Below are 21061 nucleotides of genomic sequence, written 5' to 3'. Positions count from 1 at the left end.
AATTAGTAGTCTTTTATTTTTCGTTAACGCTTCCCTTATAAGTATACCATTTCTTATTCATCCTAGCACACATTTCAATTCAAATAATCGGTTGACCTTTTTTTGATTTAGTAACCATTTTAATTACAAAAGAATAATCTACACTAATAAAGTTTATTTGTATAAAAAAAGAAACAAGATTTCTCTTGTTTCTTTCTTTACTACTATTTAAATCTATTTTTCTTTTCTATTAGTTTGAAGTAATCGCTTTTGCTTCTAAGCTTTCTTTCAGTTTCTCAACATAGTGGAAAACGGCATTCCCTGCTAAACTGCCGTCACCAACAGCTGTTGCAACTTGACGTAAAGGAGTTAAACGAACATCTCCAATAGCAAAAATTCCAGGTTGTGAAGTCTCCATTGTTTCATTAGTTGGAATCCAACCTTCTTCATCCGTAATCCCTAAGTCTCTAAATTTATCTGTGTTTGGCAAAATACCTACATAAATAAATGCGCCATCTGCAGGAAATTCTTTGACTTCACTTGTATGAACGTTTCTAACTTTGACACCTGTTACTTTGTTGTCATCACCATAAATATTTTCTACGGTAGAATCCCAAATGAAATCAACTTTTTCATTCTTAAAGGCTCTATCTTGAAGAATTTTTTGAGCTCTTAGCTCATCGCGACGGTGAATAATCGTAACTTTTTTAGCAAATTGAGTTAAATAGGTTCCTTCTTCAACAGCCGAGTCTCCTCCGCCAACAACTACTAACTCTTTATTACGGAAAAAGGCCCCATCACAAACGGCACAGTAAGAGACACCGCGACCGTTGTATTCATTTTCGCCACCAACATTTAATTTACGGTGTTCTGCACCTGTTGCAATAATGATCGAGCGTGTTTTAAAGACTTTTTTTCCAGCAATAATTGTTTTGTATTCTGTTCCTTGTTGAATTTCTTTAACATCAGCATACGCATACTCTGCTCCAAATTGTTTAGAACCTTCAAACATCTTTTCAGACAACTCTGGTCCTACGATACTATTAAATCCAGGATAATTTTCAATTTCTGCTGTATTGATCATTTGTCCGCCGGGTACTCCACGTTCCAACATCAGCGTAGATAAATTAGATCTTGAAGCATACAAAGCAGCTGTCATTCCTGCTGGGCCGCTTCCAATAACAACAACATCATAAATTTTTTCTTCTGTTTCCATTATAAAACCCCTCTTTTTCCTTAATCGTTTCATCTTACTGTACACCTTTTTGCCAAGAATCGCTATATATTTGCTTACAAATTAGAAGTGAATGAATAATTATTCTAAAATTCGTTTAATTCCATTTTTAGTGTCTCTTGCAACTCAGATGCTTCGTCAACAAAGTCACCGTCTGGATCCAGAGTCAGGTATTGTTCTACTAATATCAATGACTGTTCTAAATCTTCTAAAAAAGCATAGTTATTGGCTTGGAAATAGTAGGCTTCTGCAAAAATATCGCCACTGTTTTTAATTAGTTCATCTAATATTTCGATTGATTCATCGTATTCACCAGTATGTTGATAACAAATAGCTAATTGGCAAGAGGCGAAAATACTTTCCTCTTCATTTTTTGATAAGGTTACTGCTCGTGAGAAGTATTTTTTTGCACGATCCATTTCATTTTTTTGAAATGCAGCAATTCCACGCTTAAAATAAAATTCACTTGTTGGAATAACTTCTATAATCGTCGCCTTTTGATTTTCAATTTCAGACATATGCAATCCTCCTCTAAAGTAACATTTACTAACCAGTATAGCATATAGGTGGTATTTTTAATAGGTCTTGTTCAAGCCAAAAAACTACAAAGAGGGGAACAATTTCTCGTTCACCTCTTTGTAGTTTAGCTAGTGTAGATTATTCAGCTTCTAATTTTTTACCTAGTTCAATAATGTATTCATTTAAAGAATCTTTTATCTCTGGATGTTTCAAACCGTATTGAATGCTTGTTTTCAAGAAACCAAATTTATCTCCAACATCATAACGGGTTCCTTTAAACTCATGTGCAAAAACACGTTGCGTTTTATTTAGAGTATCGATTGCATCCGTTAGTTGAATTTCATTTCCAGCACCTGGTTCTTGCGTTTCTAAAATATCAAAAATTTCAGGAGTTAGTAAGTAACGTCCAATGATCGCTAAATCACTTGGTGCATCTTCTGGATTTGGTTTTTCAACAAAACGACGAACATTATAGGTTGTTTCATCTACTTGTCCTTCTACATCAATGATTCCATATTTAGAGGTTTCTTCATGAGGTACTTTCATTACAGCAATGTTTGATGCATGGGTTTTGTCGTATCCGTTAATCAGTTGTTTGGTTAGCGGAACTTCATCTTCCATTAAGTCATCTCCAAGCATAACAACAAATGGTTCATTTCCAACAAATGCTTTAGCCTGTAAGACTGCATCACCTAAACCTTTTGGATACGATTGACGAACAAAAAATAAATTTAAACCGGTTGTTTCTTCAACTAATTCTAAAAGTTCCATTTTCCCTTTAGATTTTAGATTAGCTTCCAGTTCTGGATTTGAGTCAAAGTGATCTTCAATAGGGCGTTTGCTTTTCCCAGTTACAATTAAAATATCCTCAATACCTGAATTAATTGCTTCTTCTACAATAAACTGAATCGTTGGTTTGTCTACAATTGGCAGCATTTCTTTAGCCATAGCTTTTGTTGCTGGTAAAAATCGTGTTCCTAATCCTGCTGCGGGGATAATTGCTTTACGTACTTTTTGCATGTCTTTTATTCCTCCAATTGATTTAGATAATGGGTATTTCTTTCCTTATGCTTCTGATTTTCCTTCTCGTTGCATCAATGAGACGATAATATCTTCCACTTTAGCTCCATTATACAATACTTCGTAAATTGCTGCAGTGATTGGCATCTCAATCCCTTTTTCCTGAGCTAACTCATAGGCTGCTTTAGTGGTTGCAATTCCTTCTACAACCATTCCCATACTTTCAAGGACTTCTTTCAAACTGTTTCCTTTACCTAACATGTGACCAGCTCGCCAGTTTCTAGAATGAATACTTGTACAAGTGACAATTAAATCACCTACACCGCTCAATCCAAGAAAAGTAATTGGGTCTGCGCCAAAAGCTACTCCTAAACGACTTATCTCAGCTAATCCTCTAGTCATTAAAGCAGCCTTTGCATTATCGCCATAACCTAATCCTTGAAGTGCTCCGGCTCCTACGGCAATAATATTTTTTAAAGCTGCGCCCAATTCAACACCGATAATATCATCGTTGGTATAAATTCTAAAATAATCATTCATAAATAATTCTTGGACAATTTTAGCCACGTCTTTATTTGTTGAAGCTGCAGTTATGGTTGTTAAATCTTTAAGTGCAACTTCTTCCGCATGGCTAGGACCCGATAAAGCTACTACCGCTTGGCGTTTGCTTTCGGAAATTTCTTCTTCTAAAATTTCTGAAATACGTTTGTGGCTCTCTTGCTCTAGCCCTTTACTGGCATGAACAATGACCGTTGACTTAGTTAAAAATGGTTCAACTTTCTTAGCGACTTCACGAATGGCTTTGGTTGGAACCACAAAAACAATCACTTCAGCATCTTTGATTGCTTCTTCAATATGATGTGTTGCTTTAATGCTGTCAGCTAAAACAACTGACGGCAGATAAAATTTATTGGTGTGTTTACGATTGATTTCATCTGCTTGTTTTGCTTTATGACTCCATATGCGAACATCATTTCCATTTTCTTCTAATACCATTGCTAAAGCAGTTCCCCAAGAACCAGCTCCTAAAACGGCTACTTTCTTTGACATTTTACTCAAGCTCCTTTATTTCTGCTGTTTCTTTTCTGATTTATTCATCCCATCTAAATAGTACGGAATAGGCGGATAATCTCTTCTTCTGTAAACCCATAGGCTGAGTGCTCCTATAAATAAAACAACAGATAAAGCTTGCGACACACGAATAAAATCAAAAATCCATAAGCTGTCTGTTCTAAGACCTTCAATAAAGAAACGTCCAAGAGAATACCATAGTACATAACTCAATGCCACTTCACCTTGTCTAAATAAATGCTTCTTATTTCGCAAGATAACAATTAGTACAAAACCAACTAAACTCCATAAAGACTCATATAAAAAAGTAGGTTGGTAGTACACGCCATTAATTTCCATTTGCTTGATAATAAATTCAGGCAAAAATAGATTTTCTAAAAACGATCTCGTTACTTCTCCTCCATGGGCTTCTTGATTCATAAAATTGCCCCAACGTCCAATTGCTTGAGCTAGCAATACGCTTGGTGCTAAAATATCCAACATTAACCAAAGTGGAATCCCATGTTTCTTTGTGTACCAGTAGACGGTTAACCCTCCGGCAATCAAGCCACCATAAATCGCTATACCGCCATTCCAAATTGCTATGATTTCACCAGGATTTTGAAGATAGTAATCTAATTCAAATACCACATAATACAAACGTGCTCCAATGAAAGCTATCGGGAGCGCCCAAAGAGCCATATCCACGATATGTTCTCCATCAATTCCTCTTTTTTCAGCTTCTCGCGTACTTAAAAAAATTGCTACAAATATTGCTGCAGCGATAATGATACCGTACCAATATACATCAAGTGGTCCTAATGAAAAGGCAATTGGATTAATTGCTCCTAACAGATTGCTCATATTTCAATCTCCAATCTTACTGTTCAGTTGAATTTTTTTTGATTAATTTTTCTAAATTGCGTTCGAATGTTTCGGTAGCATTGTATCCCATGATTTTTGCTCTAGTATTCATTGCTGCACTTTCAATAATGATCGCTAAATTACGTCCCGTTCTAACTGGAATCGAAATTTTAGGAACGTCAACATTTAAAATACGCTGTTTTTCTTCTCCACTACCTAATCGATCATACGTTTTTTCTTTATCCCAAAGTTCTAAATTAACCACTAAATTAACGACTTTACTTAAACGGATTGATCCAACTCCAAATAGATTTACGACATCTATGATACCTATTCCACGAATCTCCATTAGATGACTTAAAATTTCAGGTGGTTCACCTACGATTTTTTTATCATCGATCACATACAATTCAATGCGGTCATCGGCTACAAGTCTGTGGCCTCTTTTGATTAATTCCAATGCCGTTTCACTTTTACCTACTCCACTATCTCCAGTGATCATAACGCCCATTCCATAAATGTCTACTAGCACACCATGCATAGCAATACGCTCAGCTAATTCAGCTTCTAAGAAATTTGTTACATTGCTAGATAAACGTGTAGTTGATTGTGGGGATGAGAGTAAAGGAATGCTTTTTTCAGTTGTTGCTTGTACTAACTCTTTTGGAGGAGTCAGGCCTCTTGAAACAAGAAAAGCAGGTGTATCTGGTTGACACATTCTTCGCATCACAATTAACCGTTCGTCACTGGTCATTTGCTCAGAGAATGAAATTTCTGTTCTTCCGAATAATTGTATACGTTCTTGAGGATAATAATTAAAATAACCAGTAAGTTCAAGACCTGGCCGTGAAATATCATCTGTTAGAATTTTACGATCAAGAAATTCCTTCCCGTTATGTACTTCTAACTTCAGAGAGTCTACTAATTGTTTTACAGTTACACTTTTGGTCATAATTTTTTCTCCTCTGTTTAAAGATCTTTTTTTACTTTCATTTTTAATTGTTTGAAACGACTACATGATTCTCATTTTACCATTTTAATCCTTCTGTTTAAAGGAAATCGCAAGAAAACCTATTCAAATAATAAAAAGCTTCAACATTACTCATTCCTATAAGTTTAATTTTCTTTTAAAAACAAAAAATAGGCATAGGAAATGAAACGAACGTTCCATCTCCTATGCCTATCTGATTATTTTTCTAAAACGTGTTCAAAAAAAACAGACCCGGTATCCAGTCAGAAAACCCGGGTCTCAATATACTTTTTTACGTTACGCAATCACTTAGGCTGTCTTAATTGACTATTTAATAACATATTGACTAGCGACATCAAGATAGCCACAAGCATCGTTGCTCCAAATGATGAAAATTCAAATCCGCTCCCTACAATCGCAGCGGTCATACTTAACATAGCTGCGTTAATAACGATAGTGAACAGTCCAAGAGTTAAAAGAGTTATAGGTAAGGATAAGATAAACAAGATTGGCTTTACAGCCATATTCAAAATGGCCAAGACCAGGCTTGCTCCTAAAGCTACCCATATGCTTTCCACATAGAACATATTTTGCAAAAAACCAGCTAAGGCTAAGAAAATTAAGGCATTAACAATAATTTTTTGCCAGAATCTCACTAGAAGTCACTCCAGTCTTCCTCTTTAACTTTCTCAGCTTCTTTACGTGGTTCTTTTTTTTCTGGTCGATTATTTCCTGGTTTGAATCCATACGCACCTGTATTTTCTGAATTATTCGTTCTAGGAGCTTCCGGAATCACAATAGCTAGCACGATGTACAGAATAAACGGCGAACCGACTCCGATTAAAGTAGCTGCTCCATAAATAATACGGAGCATTGTTGGATCAAATCCAAAATATTCTGCGATACCAGCTAAGACACCGCTCACCATTTTATTGTCTCTTGATTTAGTCAATTTTTTCATTTTCATTCACCTCTCTGAGTTATCATACAGTTTAAACTAATTCATCTGCTTCTTTTAACAAAATGTTACCTGTTGTTGTTTCTAATTTTAACACTAATAGTTGCGTATCAGCTATTCTTCTAAACTCTAGAAGTTGACTTGTACGATCTTTTCTTTCTTTAAGCGTTTCAAGATTTGCAACTCTATTTTGGATCGTTCCTAAATTACTTTTTGCTTCTCCTTCTATACTATACTGTTTAGGAAAAGATACTTTTACACTTCCATTAACAGAAGAAGCTGCCATACGTGTTAAATCTTCACCTTCTAATGTAACCTTTACAGTACCATTGACCGTTGAAAGATTTCCACTCTTAATTTTACCATGTGCAACGATTCCACCATTAACACTTTTCACCATTAGATCTCTTACTGTGCTATCTAATACTGTAACTGTACCATTAACGCCATCAGTTTCCAACATGGTAGCCGTTAGATTTTGGAAAAAAACATTCCCATTTGTGCATTTAACATAGAAATCTTTTCCTTCGAAATCTTCAAATTTTACATTTCCATTCAAAAGGTTGATTGCGGTATGATCGTACACTCTTTCAGGAAGATAAAATACTAAGTCACAACGTATCCGTTTGTTTGGAACGTGGAATACCATTTTTTCATCGGTTACTTCCACCGTGCTCCGTTTTTCAAATGCTTCTAAAGGTGTAGCAGTGTCTAATTTACCATAAATTTTAACGTCAGCTTCAACTTTAATATCTTGGCTGTCCCAATTTTTAAATAGTACATTTCCGTTTGCAACTTTTACATCTAAAATAGATGCTGTGCTTTCAGGGTAATTAAATTCATGAGTAAATTTAGTTGTAGCTAAACCAGGTACACGAACATTAACATCTTTCCAGTCCATATTTTCCATCACTGTAGAGAACGTTTCTTTCATGAACTTACCAAATTGATTTCCAGTATCCACTACTTTTCCTGTTACTTGATTCAATGTTTCATTGGCTGTTTCTTTCCAATCTTCTGGTATCTCAAATTTTTCTGAAATTTGTTTCTTTTGAGTACCCCATTGTTTTCTTTTTACCGTTCTCAATTGATTTTCTAATTCAGCTTTTTCTTCTTCCAAATCTTTTAGCTGAATGTCTAACTCATTGATTTCATTTTTCATTTGTTTCATTTCAGGTGCCTTTTCAGGATGCAATTCATCCAAATCTTCTTTGGTTTCAAGTACCATTAATTTCTCTTGTACCATTCTAAGTTTAGTTTTAAGTGTAGCAATTTCTAGATTCTTTTCGTCTAATTTAACAGAATAAGAAGATGCTTCATTAGATAAACTTTCTAATATTTTTTCCAACTGATCACGATCTTTTTGTTCTTCAGCAGAGAACGCTTCGTCTTGAGCGGCTTCTTCTGATTTTAAAAACTCTGAATCAGTTTCTGTTTCTTCATTAAAAAATGGTGTTTCAGGTTTAGGTGGTGTAACTGCTTGCTCTTGCGTCTCTTGCGTATGAGCTTGTTCTTTTTTAATTGCTTCTTTACCTTCTTTTTTTGCTGCATTTTCTAGTAAAACTAAGGCTTCGTCAGTTGAGATGATTCCTTGTTTAACTAGTTCGAGTATTCTTTCTCTTTGTTTCATGGTCATTTCCTCCTCAAAATTTTCAATTCCTCTAATAGTGTTTGCCTGATAATGTTAAAAGTTAGTTGTATACTGTCTTTGTTGTTATCATTATTATGCGTCATCTAAGGAAATTTGTCATAGGACTTAAGTACGATTTTACTATCGTTACATAGTCTGAACAGGAGGTCAGTTTTCATGTTAAGTTTAACATGAAACAACTTGATTTAAAAAAGAAATACGTCAAAAAGGACGAATTCACCTGATTGATCTCAGTTGGATTCATCCTTTTGTTAATCAGCAATTATTTTTCCATCATTTTTTCGCGCTTCTTATCTCTTTTCAAGATTTCATTCAGGTATTGTCCAGTAAAACTTTTCTTGACCTTAGCAACTTCCTCTGGAGTTCCAGTAGCGATGATCGTACCTCCACCAGCTCCACCTTCTGGTCCTAAATCAATCACATAGTCCGCTGTTTTAATCACATCCAAATTGTGTTCAATAACTAAAACGGTGTTGCCAGCTTCAACTAATCGATTTAGCACAACTAATAGTCGTGCAATATCATCTGTATGCAATCCTGTCGTAGGCTCATCTAAGATGTAGAAGTTATCACCATTTGAACTTTTACGTAATTCACTAGCCAACTTCATTCGTTGCGCTTCCCCACCTGATAATGTGGTAGCCGGTTGTCCTAGAGTGACATACCCCAGTCCAACATCAATGATTGTTTGTAATTTTTTGCGAATTTTAGGAACATTTTCAAAAAAGACAACTGCTTCTTCTATTGTCATGTTCAGAACTTCAGAGATATTTTTCCCTTTGTATCTGACCTCTAATGTTTCTGAATTGTAACGTGTACCATGACAAATTTCACATGGTACGTAAACATCAGGAAGGAAATGCATTTCTATTTTTAAAATTCCATCTCCTCTACATGCTTCACAACGTCCACCTTTTACATTAAAGCTAAACCGTCCTTTTTTGTACCCTCTTATTTTAGCTTCATTTGTTTGGGCAAATAAGTCGCGCATATCATCAAATACACTTGTATACGTTGCTGGATTGCTTCGAGGTGTACGCCCTATTGGACTTTGGTCAATATCAATAACTTTTTCTAATCCTTTATGACCTTCTAACGATTTGTATTTCCCAGGTTTTTGTTTTGAACGATTTAAATCACGAGACAAGGTCTTTTTCAAAATAGAATTAACTAAAGAACTCTTACCAGATCCTGAAACACCCGTAACAGCTACAAAACGGCCTAGCGGAAAATCAACATTTACATTTTTTAAGTTGTTCTCAGCTGCTCCTTTAACGCGAATGACACCTTTATCTTCTGCCCTTCGTTCTTTAGGAACAGGTATGAATTTTTTCCCCGATAAGTAAGCACCTGTTAAGGAATTCTTATTATTAGCGACTTCTTCAGGTGTTCCGATGGCCATGATTTCTCCGCCTTTTTCACCCGCACCAGGACCTATATCAATCAAATAATCGGCAGCTCTCATAGTGTCTTCATCATGTTCAACAACAATCAGCGTGTTTCCTAAATCACGCATTTTTTGCAATGATTCAATAAGCCGATTGTTATCTCTTTGATGCAGCCCTATTGAAGGCTCGTCTAGTATATATAAAACACCCGACAAATTAGATCCAATCTGAGTTGCCAGGCGAATACGCTGTGCTTCTCCCCCAGATAAAGTACCGGCAGTTCGGCTTAGGGTTAAATAATTCAACCCAACATTCTTCAAGAAACTCAATCGATCGTTTACTTCTTTCAAGATAGGCTTTGCAATAATGACATCATGCTCAGATAGAGACAATTCTTCGAAAAATTGCATTGATTTTTCAATCGGATATTCACAAATTTCCCCAATATCTTTTCCAGCAACTTTTACAGATAATGCTTCTGGATTTAATCGTTTTCCACCGCAAGATTGGCAAGCCAATTCCGTCATGTACAACCTCATTTGGTCTCTTGTAAAATCACTGCTTGTTTCACGGTACCGTCTTTCAATATTCGTCAATACGCCCTCAAATGGGATGTCGACATCACGTACACCACCAAAATCATTTTTATAATGAAAATGGAATAATTCTCCTTTTGAACCTTTTAAAACAAATTCTTGTTCTTCTTCGGGCAATTCTTCAAATGGAATGGTCATATCAATGTTAAAATGTTTACAGGCTTGTTCCAACATTTGCGGATAATAATTTGAACTAATCGGATTCCATGGCAAAATAGCCCCGTCTTTTAACGATAAGCTTTTATCTGGCACAACTAAATCAACATCTACTTCTAATTTAACGCCTAGCCCATCACAATCGGGACAAGAACCAAATGGCGCATTAAATGAAAATAATCGAGGTTCTAATTCACCCACAGTGAACCCACAGTAAGGACATGCGTAATGCTCACTAAACAATACTTCTTCTTGACCCATGATATCTGCAATCGCATAGCCTTCTGCTAAGCGCAAAGCTGCTTCGAATGAATCGAATAAACGCGAACGAATGCCTTCTTTGACTACAATTCGATCAATAACAATTTCAATATCGTGCTTTTTATTTTTTTCCAACTCAATATCATCCGTAATATCGTACATTTCTTTGTTTACTCGTACACGAACGTAGCCTTCAGTTTTAACTTTATCAAAGACTTTCTTGTGCTGACCTCTTTTTCCAACAACTATAGGAGCTAGCAATTGGATTCTTGTACCCTCAGGATATTCTAGGACACGGTCCACCATTTGCTCAACAGACTGACTAGAAATCTCCGTACCATCATTTGGACAAATAGGATGACCAATACGAGCATACAACAATCTTAAGTAGTCATTAATCTCCGTTACCGTTCCTACTGTAGAGCGTGGATTTTTACTGGTTGTTTTTTGATCAATCGAGATAGCTGGACTTAATCCATCTATACTATCAACATCTGGTTTATCCATCTGACCAAGAAATTGTCGAGCATAAGCTGAAAGACTTTCAACATAACGTCTTTGTCCTTCAGCATATAAAGTATCGAAAGCTAAAGAACTTTTACCAGACCCTGATAATCCGGTCACAACTACTAGTTTGTCTCTTGGTATCGTTACATCAATGTTTTTTAGATTGTGTGAACGTGCGCCCTTGACGGTAATTTTATCATGTGCCATTTGCTTACTTCCTTTTTAGTTATTTTTTTACGCTTCTAATTTTAGTTTATAAGAATAGTTTAACGAAAACACAAAAAATAGGATAGCTACATGCATCCTACCTTTATCTTACTAGTTTATCATATTTTATTATTTTTGGCGAACATTTGTTCATCCCAGATTTTTGCTAGTCGCTTAATGAATCATTCACAATTCGTTGCGTTATTTTTTGTAATTGATCTTGATTTGTAAAATCCCCACTTAACAAGTCCGGAAGCACTTCCTTTAAAAAATAATGTGTACTCGCCAAATGTCTGAATTCTAAAATCGTTTTTAGAGATTCTTCATATATTTCAGTAAAAACTCGTTCCGGATTTCCTTTTTGAATTTCCCCAAAAGATTCATAAAGCAGATCAACTTTGTCTGAAACTGATAAAATTTGACCTTCTAAAGTTTCATCTTTTCCTTCTTTTAATCGTTCAAAATAAGCAGTTTGGAATTCTTTTGGAATTTCTTTTTTTATGAAGTTTTCCGTCATTGAATCTTCAACATCTGCTAACATTCCTCTTAGTTCAGGCGTCGCATATTTAACAGGCGTTTTAATATCTCCTATAAAAAGTTCTGTATAGTCATGATTGAGCGCTTTTTCATATAGTGCTCTCCAGTTGATTTCATTGCCTGCTTGTTCTTCTACAGTTCCTAGAAATTGTGCAATTTGAGTAACTTTAAACGAATGTGCTGCAACAGAATGGTCTTCATATTTAAACTTCCCTGGACAACGAAAGATGTTTTCTAAATCACTTAAACTTTTAATATACTGGTGCATCCCCATTTTACCTCATCCTCCATTTGTTAAATTTTTATTATCCTAACATAGAATACTTAAGAAAGCAAAAGACCTTGACAACTATATCTCTTATTCTAAACTAGATAAAAAAACGACTGGAATAATTATTCCAGTCGTTTTTGCTGATTAACTTATAGGACTATTTTTATTGTGAGTATTTAATTCAACAACTTTACCAGAATTCAGGTATACGATCCATTCAGAAATATTTGTTACATAATCCCCAATTCGTTCTAGGTATCCAGCTACAAGCATATAATCTGATCCACCCAACACAATTTCTGAATCAACTTTCATGTGTTCTATACAATCGTGGTGGATTTTTTTTGCATCCTTATCTACTGCTCGATCACTCAATGCTATTTGTTTAGCTTTTTCTGTATCAAAATTAACGTACGCATCTAAAACGCCTTGAACCATAACTTTTACTTTTTCAGACATTTCAGCAATTTCTGCTTCAACTTCATAGATACGTTTATTTCCTTTTACTCGAATAGTCGACTTTGCAATACTAACTGCGTGATCGCCCATTCTTTCAAGGTCAGCACAAGCTTTCATAACCGTGACAATTTTTCTTAAATCTGTTGTGACCGGTTGTTGTAGCGCAATCATTTCAAAACATTGCTTCTCTAACTCAACTTCGTGTCTGTTAATTTCCAAGTCTCCGTTAATCACTTCTTGAGCGAGCTCTTTATCATGATTTACAAAGGCTTTTACTGATTTATAAATTGCTTCGTTAACCATTTTTCCCATTTCAAAAAAATGAACGTGTAAATCATTTAATTCCTCTTCAAATACTCGTCTCACTTTCCATCACTCCTATACCATTTTCTTAATTATGCAATGAATTACCCAAAACGTCCAGAAATATAGTCTTCTGTTTCTTTTTGTTTAGGACTTGTAAAAATTTGTCTTGTTTCCCCATGTTCAATCAAGTGTCCATTTAAGAAAAATGCTGTATTATCAGATATTCTTGATGCTTGTTGCATATTGTGGGTAACGATTATCATGGTATAATCTTTTTTTAACTCTAATAACATATTTTCAATTTTTGCGCTCGAAATAGGATCTAGAGCACTTGTCGGCTCATCCAGTAGAATAACAGACGGTTCAATTGCTAATACTCGTGCGATACATACTCTTTGTTGTTGTCCACCTGAAAGTGAAAGAGCACTTTTATGCAATTTATCTTTCACATCTTCCCAAACTGCTGCTTTTTTTAGGCTTTCTTCCACAATGGCATCTATCTTAGCTTTGTCTTTCATTCCTGCAATTTTCAAACCATAAGCAACATTTTCATAGATTGAAAATGGAAAAGGATTCGGTTGTTGAAATACCATACCGACTTTTTTTCTTAATTCAACAGTATCCATTTTAGGACTGTATATTTCTTTATTTTCAAATTTTACGTTACCAGTAATCGTCACATTCGGAATCAAATCATTCATTCGATTTAAAGTTCTTAAAAAAGTAGATTTTCCGCAACCACTTGGTCCAATCAATGCTGTAATTTCCTTAGGCTTGAAGTCCAGCGAAACACCCTTTAGTGCCTCGTTATTTCCATAGTATAAATGAACGTCTTTAGATTCAATAATAAATTTTTCATTACTCACTCTTTTTCCTCCTACCCAAAATGACCAGATACATAATCTTCTGTTGCTTGAATTTTTGGACGAGTAAAAACTTTTCTCGTTTCATCATACTCAATCACGTTTCCAACATAAAAGAAAGCTGTGTAATCACTGATTCTTGAAGCTTGCTGCATATTGTGAGTAACGATAATAATTGAATAATCTTCTTTCAATTGCAGTAGCGTTTCTTCTACTTGACTAGTAGAAATTGGATCCAATGCACTAGCTGGTTCATCTAATAGTAAAATGTTCGGTTTAAGAGCAATCGCTCTTGCGATACATAAACGTTGCTGTTGTCCTCCAGATAAGGCCAAAGCACTTTTATTTAATTGATCTTTCACTTGATCCCATAAAGCAGCTTGTTTTAAACTAGTTTCCACTGCTTCATCTAACGTATTTTTGTCTTTGACTCCATGTCTTCTTAAAGCAAAGGCGATATTGTCATAAATCGATTTACTAAATGGATTAGGACGCTGGAATACCATTCCAATATTCTTACGCATTTCATATACATCGATATTTGAAGCATTTACATCAATACCTTCGTACATAATTTTCCCTGTTACTTTAGCCGATTCAATTTCATCATTCATCCGGTTTAGAGAACGCAAGTAAGTTGATTTTCCACATCCACTTGGTCCGATAAGCGAGGTAATTTTATTTTCTTCAAATTCTAATGAAACACCTTTGATTGCTTCATTATCTCCATACCATACATGTAAATCTTCGGTCGACAAATCGATCTTCGTACCGGGGGCCATTTTTAAAACATTTGTCTCTAAGTTAGCTTGATTGGGCATTCCATAAATCCTCCTTATCTAACTGAATCCTTACTTCTACAATTTAGTTCTTTTGCTAAGCAGAAGTAGCTTTCTTTTGAAGTTTTCTTCCTAGGTAACGAGCGACTAAATTAAATAATAATACTGCAATGATTAGAACAGCTGAAGCTCCTGCCGACACTTGTGCTCCATCGGGCATAACACCTTCACTGTTGATCTTCCAGATATGAACAGCCAATGTTTCAGCTGGTCTCATAATATTCAATGGACTTGTGATTGATTGTGGATTCCAGTTGGCAAAATCTAACGCTGGTGCGCTTTGTCCAGCTGTGTAAATCAATGCTGCTGCTTCACCAAAAATACGTCCTGCCGCTAAAATCATTCCTGTTAAAATACCAGGCAATGCTGCAGGTAAAATAATGCGAGTAACTGTTTCCCAACGAGATAATCCTAAAGCTAATCCAGCTTCTCTTTGAACACCGGGTATGGCTTGCAGTGAGTCTTCTATTGTTCGTGTTAACAATGGCAAGTTAAAGATCGTTAATGCAAGAGCACCAGAAAGGATCGAAAAGCCAAAATCAAATTGAATAACAAAGATTAAAAAGCCAAAAAGCCCAACAACTATAGAAGGCAATGAACTCAGTACTTCTATCGCTGTTCTGATGATATCCGTCAACCAATTTTGTTTTGCATATTCTGACAAATAAATAGCAGCGCCTAAAGCTAATGGTGCACTAATCAACATAGTCAAAAATAACAAGTAAAACGAGTTGAATAATTGAATTCCTATCCCGCCACCCACTTGAAACGATCTTGCAGGCTGAGTTAAAAACTCCCATGAAATTTGTGGTACACCTCGCCATAAAATAAAGGCTAGTAGGCTGAATAAAATAAGAACGATGAACATAGATAAAGCATATAAGACACCGACTGCGAATTTATCCCATTTTTTTGCATTCATTATTTTATAGCCCCTTTCTTACCGATCCAACGCGTTAAGATATTAAAGAATAGTGCCATAACCATTAGAATTAATGCTAGTGACCAAAGAACATTATTTTCTAATGTTCCCATTACTGTATTCCCCATGCTCATGGTCAATATACTTGTTAATGTTGAAGCCGGAGTAATTAAACTTGTAGGCATCAATGCAGCATTACCAATAACCATTTGAACAGCAAGAGCTTCTCCAAAGGCACGAGCCATTCCAAAAACAACAGCTGTCAACAATCCTGGCATTGCGCTTCTTAAAACAACTTTATAAATGGTTTGCCATCTTGTTGCACCCATAGCAAGAGAAGCTTCACGGTAATGTCTTGGTACAGAGTTTAAAGCATCCACTGCCATACTTGTTACAGTAGGTAAAATCATAACAAATAACACAAAAGTAGCAGATAAAATACCGAAACCAGTTCCTCCAAAAATAGAACGAACAAAAGGAACAACGACAGTCAGCCCAATAAATCCGTAAACTACAGATGGGATACCTACTAGTAATTCAACGACCGGCTGTAAAACTCTTTTCCCGGTAGATGGTGAAATTTCAGTCATAAAAATTGCTGCACCGATTGCAAATGGTGTCGCTAGTGCTGCCGAAAGCAATGTCACTAAAAATGACCCTGTAATCATTGGAAGTGCACCTACAAGAGGCAATCCGTCTTCACTAACATTTCCTGGATTCCAAACTGAACCAGTTAAAAAGTCCCAAAAAGAAACTCCATCAGTAAAGAAAGTAGAAAGACCTTTGCTCGTAACGAAATATAAGATCGACACAACTACAAGTACGATAATAGCGATACAAATAAAACTAACGGTTTTTCCTAATTTTTCCAGTCTACCTTTTTTTGAGTTTCCAAGTAATCTTGCTTGAATCTCTTCCAAAAGAAGCCCTCCTCTTATCTCAAATACAACAAGCTGAAAGACGGTTTTTCATATTGAAAGATCGTCTTCAGCTTCATGCTATCTTTTCTATCTCATTATTCATTTTAAATTAGTAATCTACTCTATAGGTACTGTATTTCCTTCAACATCTCGTTCAACTTCCATTTCACTAGTTGGAATATAGCCTAAAGCTCCAATCAATGAAGCTTGAATGTCGTCCGATAAAATGTAATCCAGAAATTCTTTTGTTAAACCAGTTGGTTCTCCATTCGTATACATGTGTTCATAAGACCAAATCGGCCATTCATTTGTTTTTACATTTTCATCTGTTGGTTCTACTCCATCTATTGATAAAGCGACCACATCATCGTTTACATATGAGAAAGCTACATAACTGATTGTTCCAGGGGTACTAGCAACAATTTGACGTACTGTCCCGCTTGATTCTTGCTCTTGTGTAATAATGCTGTTTTGACCTTCTTCTAAGACCCATTGTTCAAATGTAGCACGTGTTCCACTACCAGCTGCACGATTCAAAACCGTTATTGGCAAATCCTTACCGCCTAATTCTGACCAGTTCGTAATTTTCCCAGTAAAGATGTCTTGCAGTTCTTGTATACTAATATCAGTAACTCCAGTACCGGGGGTCACAATTGGTGTGATTCCAACAACAGCTACACGATGATCAACTAATTTAGAGGCATCAATGCCATCTTTTTCTTCAGCAAAAATATCTGAATTTCCAATATCTACTGCATCCGCAGCAATTTGGCTTAAGCCAGTTCCACTACCTCCGCCTTGAACGTTAATAAATTTCCCAACATTTTCAGAACTGAATTGTTCGCCAGCAGCTTCTACAAGGGGTTGTAAAGCAGATGACCCAACTGCAGTAATCGATTCTTCTTCTACTACAGGTCCACATGCTGTTAGAATAAATCCAAATGCAATGATCAACAGAAATCGACTATTTATTAATTTCATTTTATACCTCCTAGGTATTTACCTAAATTACATACTTCTTAATAATAACGTACTATTGTAAAAATTAAATAGCGTAATTGTAAATTTTGTGTAAAGGCACAATGTACCTTATTATCATTCTAGCTTTTTTAAATTAAAAGAGCAAAGAAAAAAGCGTTAGCTAGAGTTTTATCTCTGGTCTACGCTTTTTTTCTTTGCTTCTCTAATTTACTTGCCAAAAAATCAAATGAGAGATTTTTTATCTCTCTCCAATTTAAATCCACTTAATTTTTATAGAAAGCAGCTTAAACTATTTCTTTTTATCGTTTACTGGTATTCAACTCTACAACTTTACCCGTTTTTAAATAAACGATCCATTCACAGATATTTGTAACATAATCACCGATACGCTTTAAATATCTTGCAGCCAACATGTAATCAGTCGCCCCTAAAATCAATTCAGGATCTGCTTTCATTTCATCAATACATTGCTGATAAATGCCATAAAAATCCTGATCAATATCGTTAATAGCTGTTGATAAATTCTTTGCTTTGTTGGCATCTTCCTTGATATAAGCTTCTAGCACACCTTCAACCATTACTTTTACTTTCTCTGAAAGCTCTGCTATATCAGCTTCAATTTTCGGAACACGTTTTGTACCTTTAACTCGAATAGCAGCTTTTGCCACACTTACTGCGTGATCTCCCATTCTTTCTAAATCAGCACTAGCTTTCATAACCGTTACTATTTTACGTAAATCACTTGTAACCGGCTGTTGCAATGCAATTAACTCAAAACATTTTTTTTCTAATTCAGTTTCACGTGCGTTGATCATAATATCGTTATCGATCACTTGCTGGGCAAGTTCTTTGTCATGATTAGTAAATGCTTTGACTGACTTGTAAACAGCTTCATTAACCATCATACCCATCTCCGAAAAATGAACATGTAAATTTTCCAGATCTTCTTCGTATACTTTTCTCAAATCATTTCCTCCAATTCTTATTAAAATGGTTAACCAAAACGTCCTGAGATATAATCTTCTGTTTGCTTTTGTTGAGGATTTGTAAATATTTTTCTTGTTTCACCAGTTTCGACAATTTTTCCATTTAAGAAAAATGCGGTTCTATCTGATACACGAGAAGCCTGTTGCATATTGTGTGTAACCATTACAATGGTATAATTTTCTTTCAAAACTGTAACTAACTCTTCTATTTTAGCAGTCGAAATGGGATCTAATGCACTTGTAGGTTCATCCATCAGTAAGATCTCAGGTTCAACAGCTAACGCACGTGCAATACAAATTCTTTGTTGTTGTCCACCTGATAAAGACAACGCATTTTTTTTCAAATCATTTTTTACTTCTTCCCAAATGGCTGCTCCTCGAAGACTTTTTTCAACTAAAGCATCTAATACTTTTTTATCTTTGATCCCATGTGTTCTTGGACCATAAGCAATATTATCGTAAATACTCATCGGAAATGGATTTGGTTGTTGAAAAACCATACCAACCTTTTTACGCAACTCATTGACATCAAAGTCTTTTTTATAGATGTTTTCTTCATCTAATAAGATTGACCCTTCTATCTTACAACCCTCAATCAAATCATTCATTCGATTTAAACTCTTGATCAATGTTGATTTGCCACATCCAGACGGCCCGATGAAAGCTGTAATTTGATTTTTAGGAATTTCTAAATTCACATTGTGCAAGGCTTGAAACTCACCATAAAATAAATCCATGTTTTTAATACTTAATTTACTCATTATTTTGTCCCCTTTGTCAGTCTATTACTCAAAAATGTTGACAAACCATTAATAATTAAAACAAATAAGATCAGAACAACTCCTGTTGCATAGGATTCATTTACATGCATTCCTTCACTTGATAGAACATACATGTGCAAAGCCAATGTTCTTCCTGATGAAAATAAGCTGTCTGGTAAATTTGTTGAGCTTCCGAGCGTATACAATAATGCAGCTGTTTCACCAACAACTCGTCCGCTTGCAAGTATAACTCCTGATAAAATTCCAGGCATTGAAACGGGTAATATCACTCTAAAAATGGTTCTTAATTTTCCTGCTCCTAAAGCAAAGCTCGCTTCTCGTAAAGAGTCATTTACTGATAGCAGTGCTTCTTCCGTGGAACGAATAATCAATGGTAAAACCATTATTACCGAAGTTAGCACACCTGCTAAAACGGAATATTGAAAATTTAAGAAAGTAACAAAAAATAACATTCCAAAAAGACCATATACAATTGACGGAACAGCTGCTAAAGTATCCGTTGCAATACGAATAACTTCAACGACTTTATTTCCTTTTTGAGCATATTCTACTAAATAAAACCCTGTAAACACACCCAGAGGAGTAGCAATCAATAGAGTCATACCCACTACAATAAGAGTTGTAATTAGAGACGGCATCAATGAAACATTATCTGTTGTGTATTTCCAAGCAAACATTTCCGGAGTGATATACGGTATCCCTTTGGCTAAAATGAATGCTACGATGTAAAACAGGGAACCAAAGGTTATGGCTGCTGCTAAATAAATTAAACCTCTCATTAATTTACTGGCCATGATTATCTAGCCCCCTTTTTCTTAATGATTAAGAAAGTGCCATTAATGATTAAAATAAACACAAACAATACTACTGCCGTTGCAATAAGTGCTTCTCTGTGCGAACCACTCGCGTAGGCCATTTCCAATACAATGTTCGTTGTTAATGTACGAACACCTAATGTTAAACTTTCTGGCATAATGGGTTGGTTTCCAGCGATTAAAACGACAGCCATAGTCTCTCCAATTGCACGTCCAATTCCTAAAATAACTGAGGAAATGATTCCAGACTTAGCAGCAGGTACAACTACTTTCATAACTGAGCGTTCGTGCGTTGCGCCTAAAGCCATACTCCCAGTATAATAGCTTCCAGGAACAGCTCGTATAGATGATTCTGACAACCCGATAATCGTTGGTAAAATCATGATTCCAAGCAAAATGATAGCTGTCAGCATGTTCATACCCGTACCGCCAACTAGATTACGCATGATTGGTACAATAGCTTGTAATGCAAAGAATCCATAAACGATAGAAGGAATAGCTGCCATTAAGTTAACAGCCGGCTTTAGAATTTTGTACAACCAAGCTGGACAAAACTTTGCCATAAAGATAGACGTTAAAATTCCAATTGGTACCCCAACAATGATTGCTCCGGCTGTTACAGCTAAAGATCCCATGATCATTGGCAATATCCCAAATGAGGCAGGGGTATTAGAAGGTGCCCATTTTTGACCAAATAAGAAATCAAAAACTCCATATTCAACCATGAATGGGACACCGCCTGCAAAAATAAAGATACAGATTAAAATGATAGCTAAGACTGATGTCAGTGCAGATACAAAAAAGACACCTTTCATAAATCCATCTAGTTTTTTCGTCTTCATATTGATCTCCTTTAACTTAAAACAGAATAAATCATCCATAAACACATTCTTTTTCAATTGTATTTATGGATAATTGTAAATTTTTTTACCTACTTTTATCCCCATATATGAAAAACCAGCCTATCTTGATGGATACAAGCTGATAGGCTGGATTCATTTGTCAATTTCCCAATTGACT

At 35.5% G+C, this 21061-nt stretch carries 21 protein-coding genes; all 21 read right to left on the bottom strand.

The features are described from left to right. Nucleotides 1–229: 229 nt before the first annotated feature. The 21 genes from trxB to pstC (ABS916_RS06510) all read right to left on the bottom strand — a co-directional run bounded on the left by trxB (nt 230) and on the right by pstC (ABS916_RS06510) (nt 20883). Nucleotides 230–1195, bottom strand: a complete 966-nt coding sequence (trxB, locus tag ABS916_RS06610) for a thioredoxin-disulfide reductase (protein WP_350451134.1) — start codon at nt 1193–1195, stop codon at nt 230–232. A gap of 104 nt (nt 1196–1299) precedes the next feature. Further along, a complete protein-coding gene (locus ABS916_RS06605) occupies nt 1300–1731 on the bottom strand; it encodes a tetratricopeptide repeat protein (RefSeq protein ID WP_350451133.1) in 432 nt (143 codons plus the stop codon). Between the two features lie 139 nt (nt 1732–1870). Beyond that, nucleotides 1871–2752, bottom strand: a complete 882-nt coding sequence (gene galU / locus ABS916_RS06600; protein WP_350451132.1) for a UTP--glucose-1-phosphate uridylyltransferase GalU — start codon at nt 2750–2752, stop codon at nt 1871–1873. Between the two features lie 45 nt (nt 2753–2797). After that, entirely contained in the window at nt 2798–3802 is a 1005-nt protein-coding gene (locus tag ABS916_RS06595; protein ID WP_350451131.1) for an NAD(P)H-dependent glycerol-3-phosphate dehydrogenase, read from the bottom strand. Nucleotides 3803–3817: 15 nt separating this feature from the next. Next, entirely contained in the window at nt 3818–4666 is an 849-nt protein-coding gene (gene lgt, locus ABS916_RS06590; RefSeq protein ID WP_350451130.1) for a prolipoprotein diacylglyceryl transferase, read from the bottom strand. 16 nt (nt 4667–4682) lie between these two features. Beyond that, nucleotides 4683–5618 carry an HPr(Ser) kinase/phosphatase gene (hprK, locus tag ABS916_RS06585; protein ID WP_350451129.1) on the bottom strand — a complete coding sequence of 312 codons (936 nt, stop codon included), beginning with the start codon at nt 5616–5618 and terminating at the stop codon, nt 4683–4685. Nucleotides 5619–5941: 323 nt separating this feature from the next. Beyond that, nucleotides 5942–6292 carry a phage holin family protein gene (locus ABS916_RS06580; protein ID WP_035021419.1) on the bottom strand — a complete coding sequence of 117 codons (351 nt, stop codon included), beginning with the start codon at nt 6290–6292 and terminating at the stop codon, nt 5942–5944. Continuing rightward, on the bottom strand, nt 6292–6597 hold the full coding sequence (locus ABS916_RS06575) for a PspC domain-containing protein (protein ID WP_502880587.1): 306 nt from the start codon (nt 6595–6597) through the stop codon (nt 6292–6294). Before ABS916_RS06575 ends, ABS916_RS06580 begins: the two co-directional genes overlap by 1 nt. Before the next feature lie 31 nt (nt 6598–6628). Then, the gene (gene liaX, locus ABS916_RS06570; RefSeq protein WP_350451127.1) at nt 6629–8224 is read right to left on the bottom strand and encodes a daptomycin-sensing surface protein LiaX; all 1596 of its coding nucleotides are present in this window, start codon (nt 8222–8224) and stop codon (nt 6629–6631) included. Between the two features lie 283 nt (nt 8225–8507). Then, nucleotides 8508–11360 (bottom strand): excinuclease ABC subunit UvrA, encoded by a 2853-nt coding sequence (uvrA, locus tag ABS916_RS06565; RefSeq protein WP_350451126.1) that lies wholly within the window; start codon nt 11358–11360, stop codon nt 8508–8510. A 166-nt stretch (nt 11361–11526) separates the two neighbouring features. Next, nucleotides 11527–12171, bottom strand: coding sequence for a YfbR-like 5'-deoxynucleotidase (locus tag ABS916_RS06560; protein ID WP_350451125.1), 645 nt, complete (start codon nt 12169–12171; stop codon nt 11527–11529). A gap of 141 nt (nt 12172–12312) precedes the next feature. Continuing rightward, a complete protein-coding gene (gene phoU / locus ABS916_RS06555; protein WP_350451124.1) occupies nt 12313–12993 on the bottom strand; it encodes a phosphate signaling complex protein PhoU in 681 nt (226 codons plus the stop codon). Nucleotides 12994–13034: 41 nt separating this feature from the next. Then, nucleotides 13035–13799 (bottom strand): phosphate ABC transporter ATP-binding protein PstB, encoded by a 765-nt coding sequence (pstB, locus tag ABS916_RS06550; protein ID WP_350451123.1) that lies wholly within the window; start codon nt 13797–13799, stop codon nt 13035–13037. 11 nt (nt 13800–13810) lie between these two features. Continuing rightward, nucleotides 13811–14617, bottom strand: a complete 807-nt coding sequence (gene pstB / locus ABS916_RS06545) for a phosphate ABC transporter ATP-binding protein PstB (protein ID WP_350451122.1) — start codon at nt 14615–14617, stop codon at nt 13811–13813. A 55-nt stretch (nt 14618–14672) separates the two neighbouring features. Beyond that, nucleotides 14673–15557, bottom strand: a complete 885-nt coding sequence (pstA, locus tag ABS916_RS06540; protein WP_350451121.1) for a phosphate ABC transporter permease PstA — start codon at nt 15555–15557, stop codon at nt 14673–14675. Beyond that, nucleotides 15557–16477 carry a phosphate ABC transporter permease subunit PstC gene (gene pstC, locus ABS916_RS06535; protein ID WP_350451120.1) on the bottom strand — a complete coding sequence of 307 codons (921 nt, stop codon included), beginning with the start codon at nt 16475–16477 and terminating at the stop codon, nt 15557–15559. The genes pstA (ABS916_RS06540) and pstC (ABS916_RS06535) overlap by 1 nt, the downstream gene beginning before the upstream one ends. A gap of 117 nt (nt 16478–16594) precedes the next feature. After that, a complete protein-coding gene (locus tag ABS916_RS06530) occupies nt 16595–17458 on the bottom strand; it encodes a phosphate ABC transporter substrate-binding protein PstS family protein (protein WP_350451119.1) in 864 nt (287 codons plus the stop codon). A 299-nt stretch (nt 17459–17757) separates the two neighbouring features. Continuing rightward, complete coding sequence (gene phoU, locus ABS916_RS06525; protein WP_350451118.1) at nt 17758–18423, bottom strand: phosphate signaling complex protein PhoU; 666 nt, start codon at nt 18421–18423, stop codon at nt 17758–17760. Nucleotides 18424–18452: 29 nt separating this feature from the next. Continuing rightward, nucleotides 18453–19205 (bottom strand): phosphate ABC transporter ATP-binding protein PstB, encoded by a 753-nt coding sequence (pstB, locus tag ABS916_RS06520; protein WP_350451117.1) that lies wholly within the window; start codon nt 19203–19205, stop codon nt 18453–18455. Further along, nucleotides 19205–20020, bottom strand: coding sequence for a phosphate ABC transporter permease PstA (pstA, locus tag ABS916_RS06515; protein ID WP_350451116.1), 816 nt, complete (start codon nt 20018–20020; stop codon nt 19205–19207). The genes pstB (ABS916_RS06520) and pstA (ABS916_RS06515) overlap by 1 nt, the downstream gene beginning before the upstream one ends. A 2-nt stretch (nt 20021–20022) precedes the next feature. Beyond that, complete coding sequence (gene pstC / locus ABS916_RS06510) at nt 20023–20883, bottom strand: phosphate ABC transporter permease subunit PstC (RefSeq protein ID WP_350451115.1); 861 nt, start codon at nt 20881–20883, stop codon at nt 20023–20025. Between the last annotated feature and the right edge of the window lie 178 nt (nt 20884–21061).

It is taken from the genome of Carnobacterium sp. (genome assembly GCF_040274945.1).
GTDB lineage: Bacteria > Bacillota > Bacilli > Lactobacillales > Carnobacteriaceae > Carnobacterium_B.
This window is presented reverse-complemented; position numbering and strand designations above follow the sequence as displayed.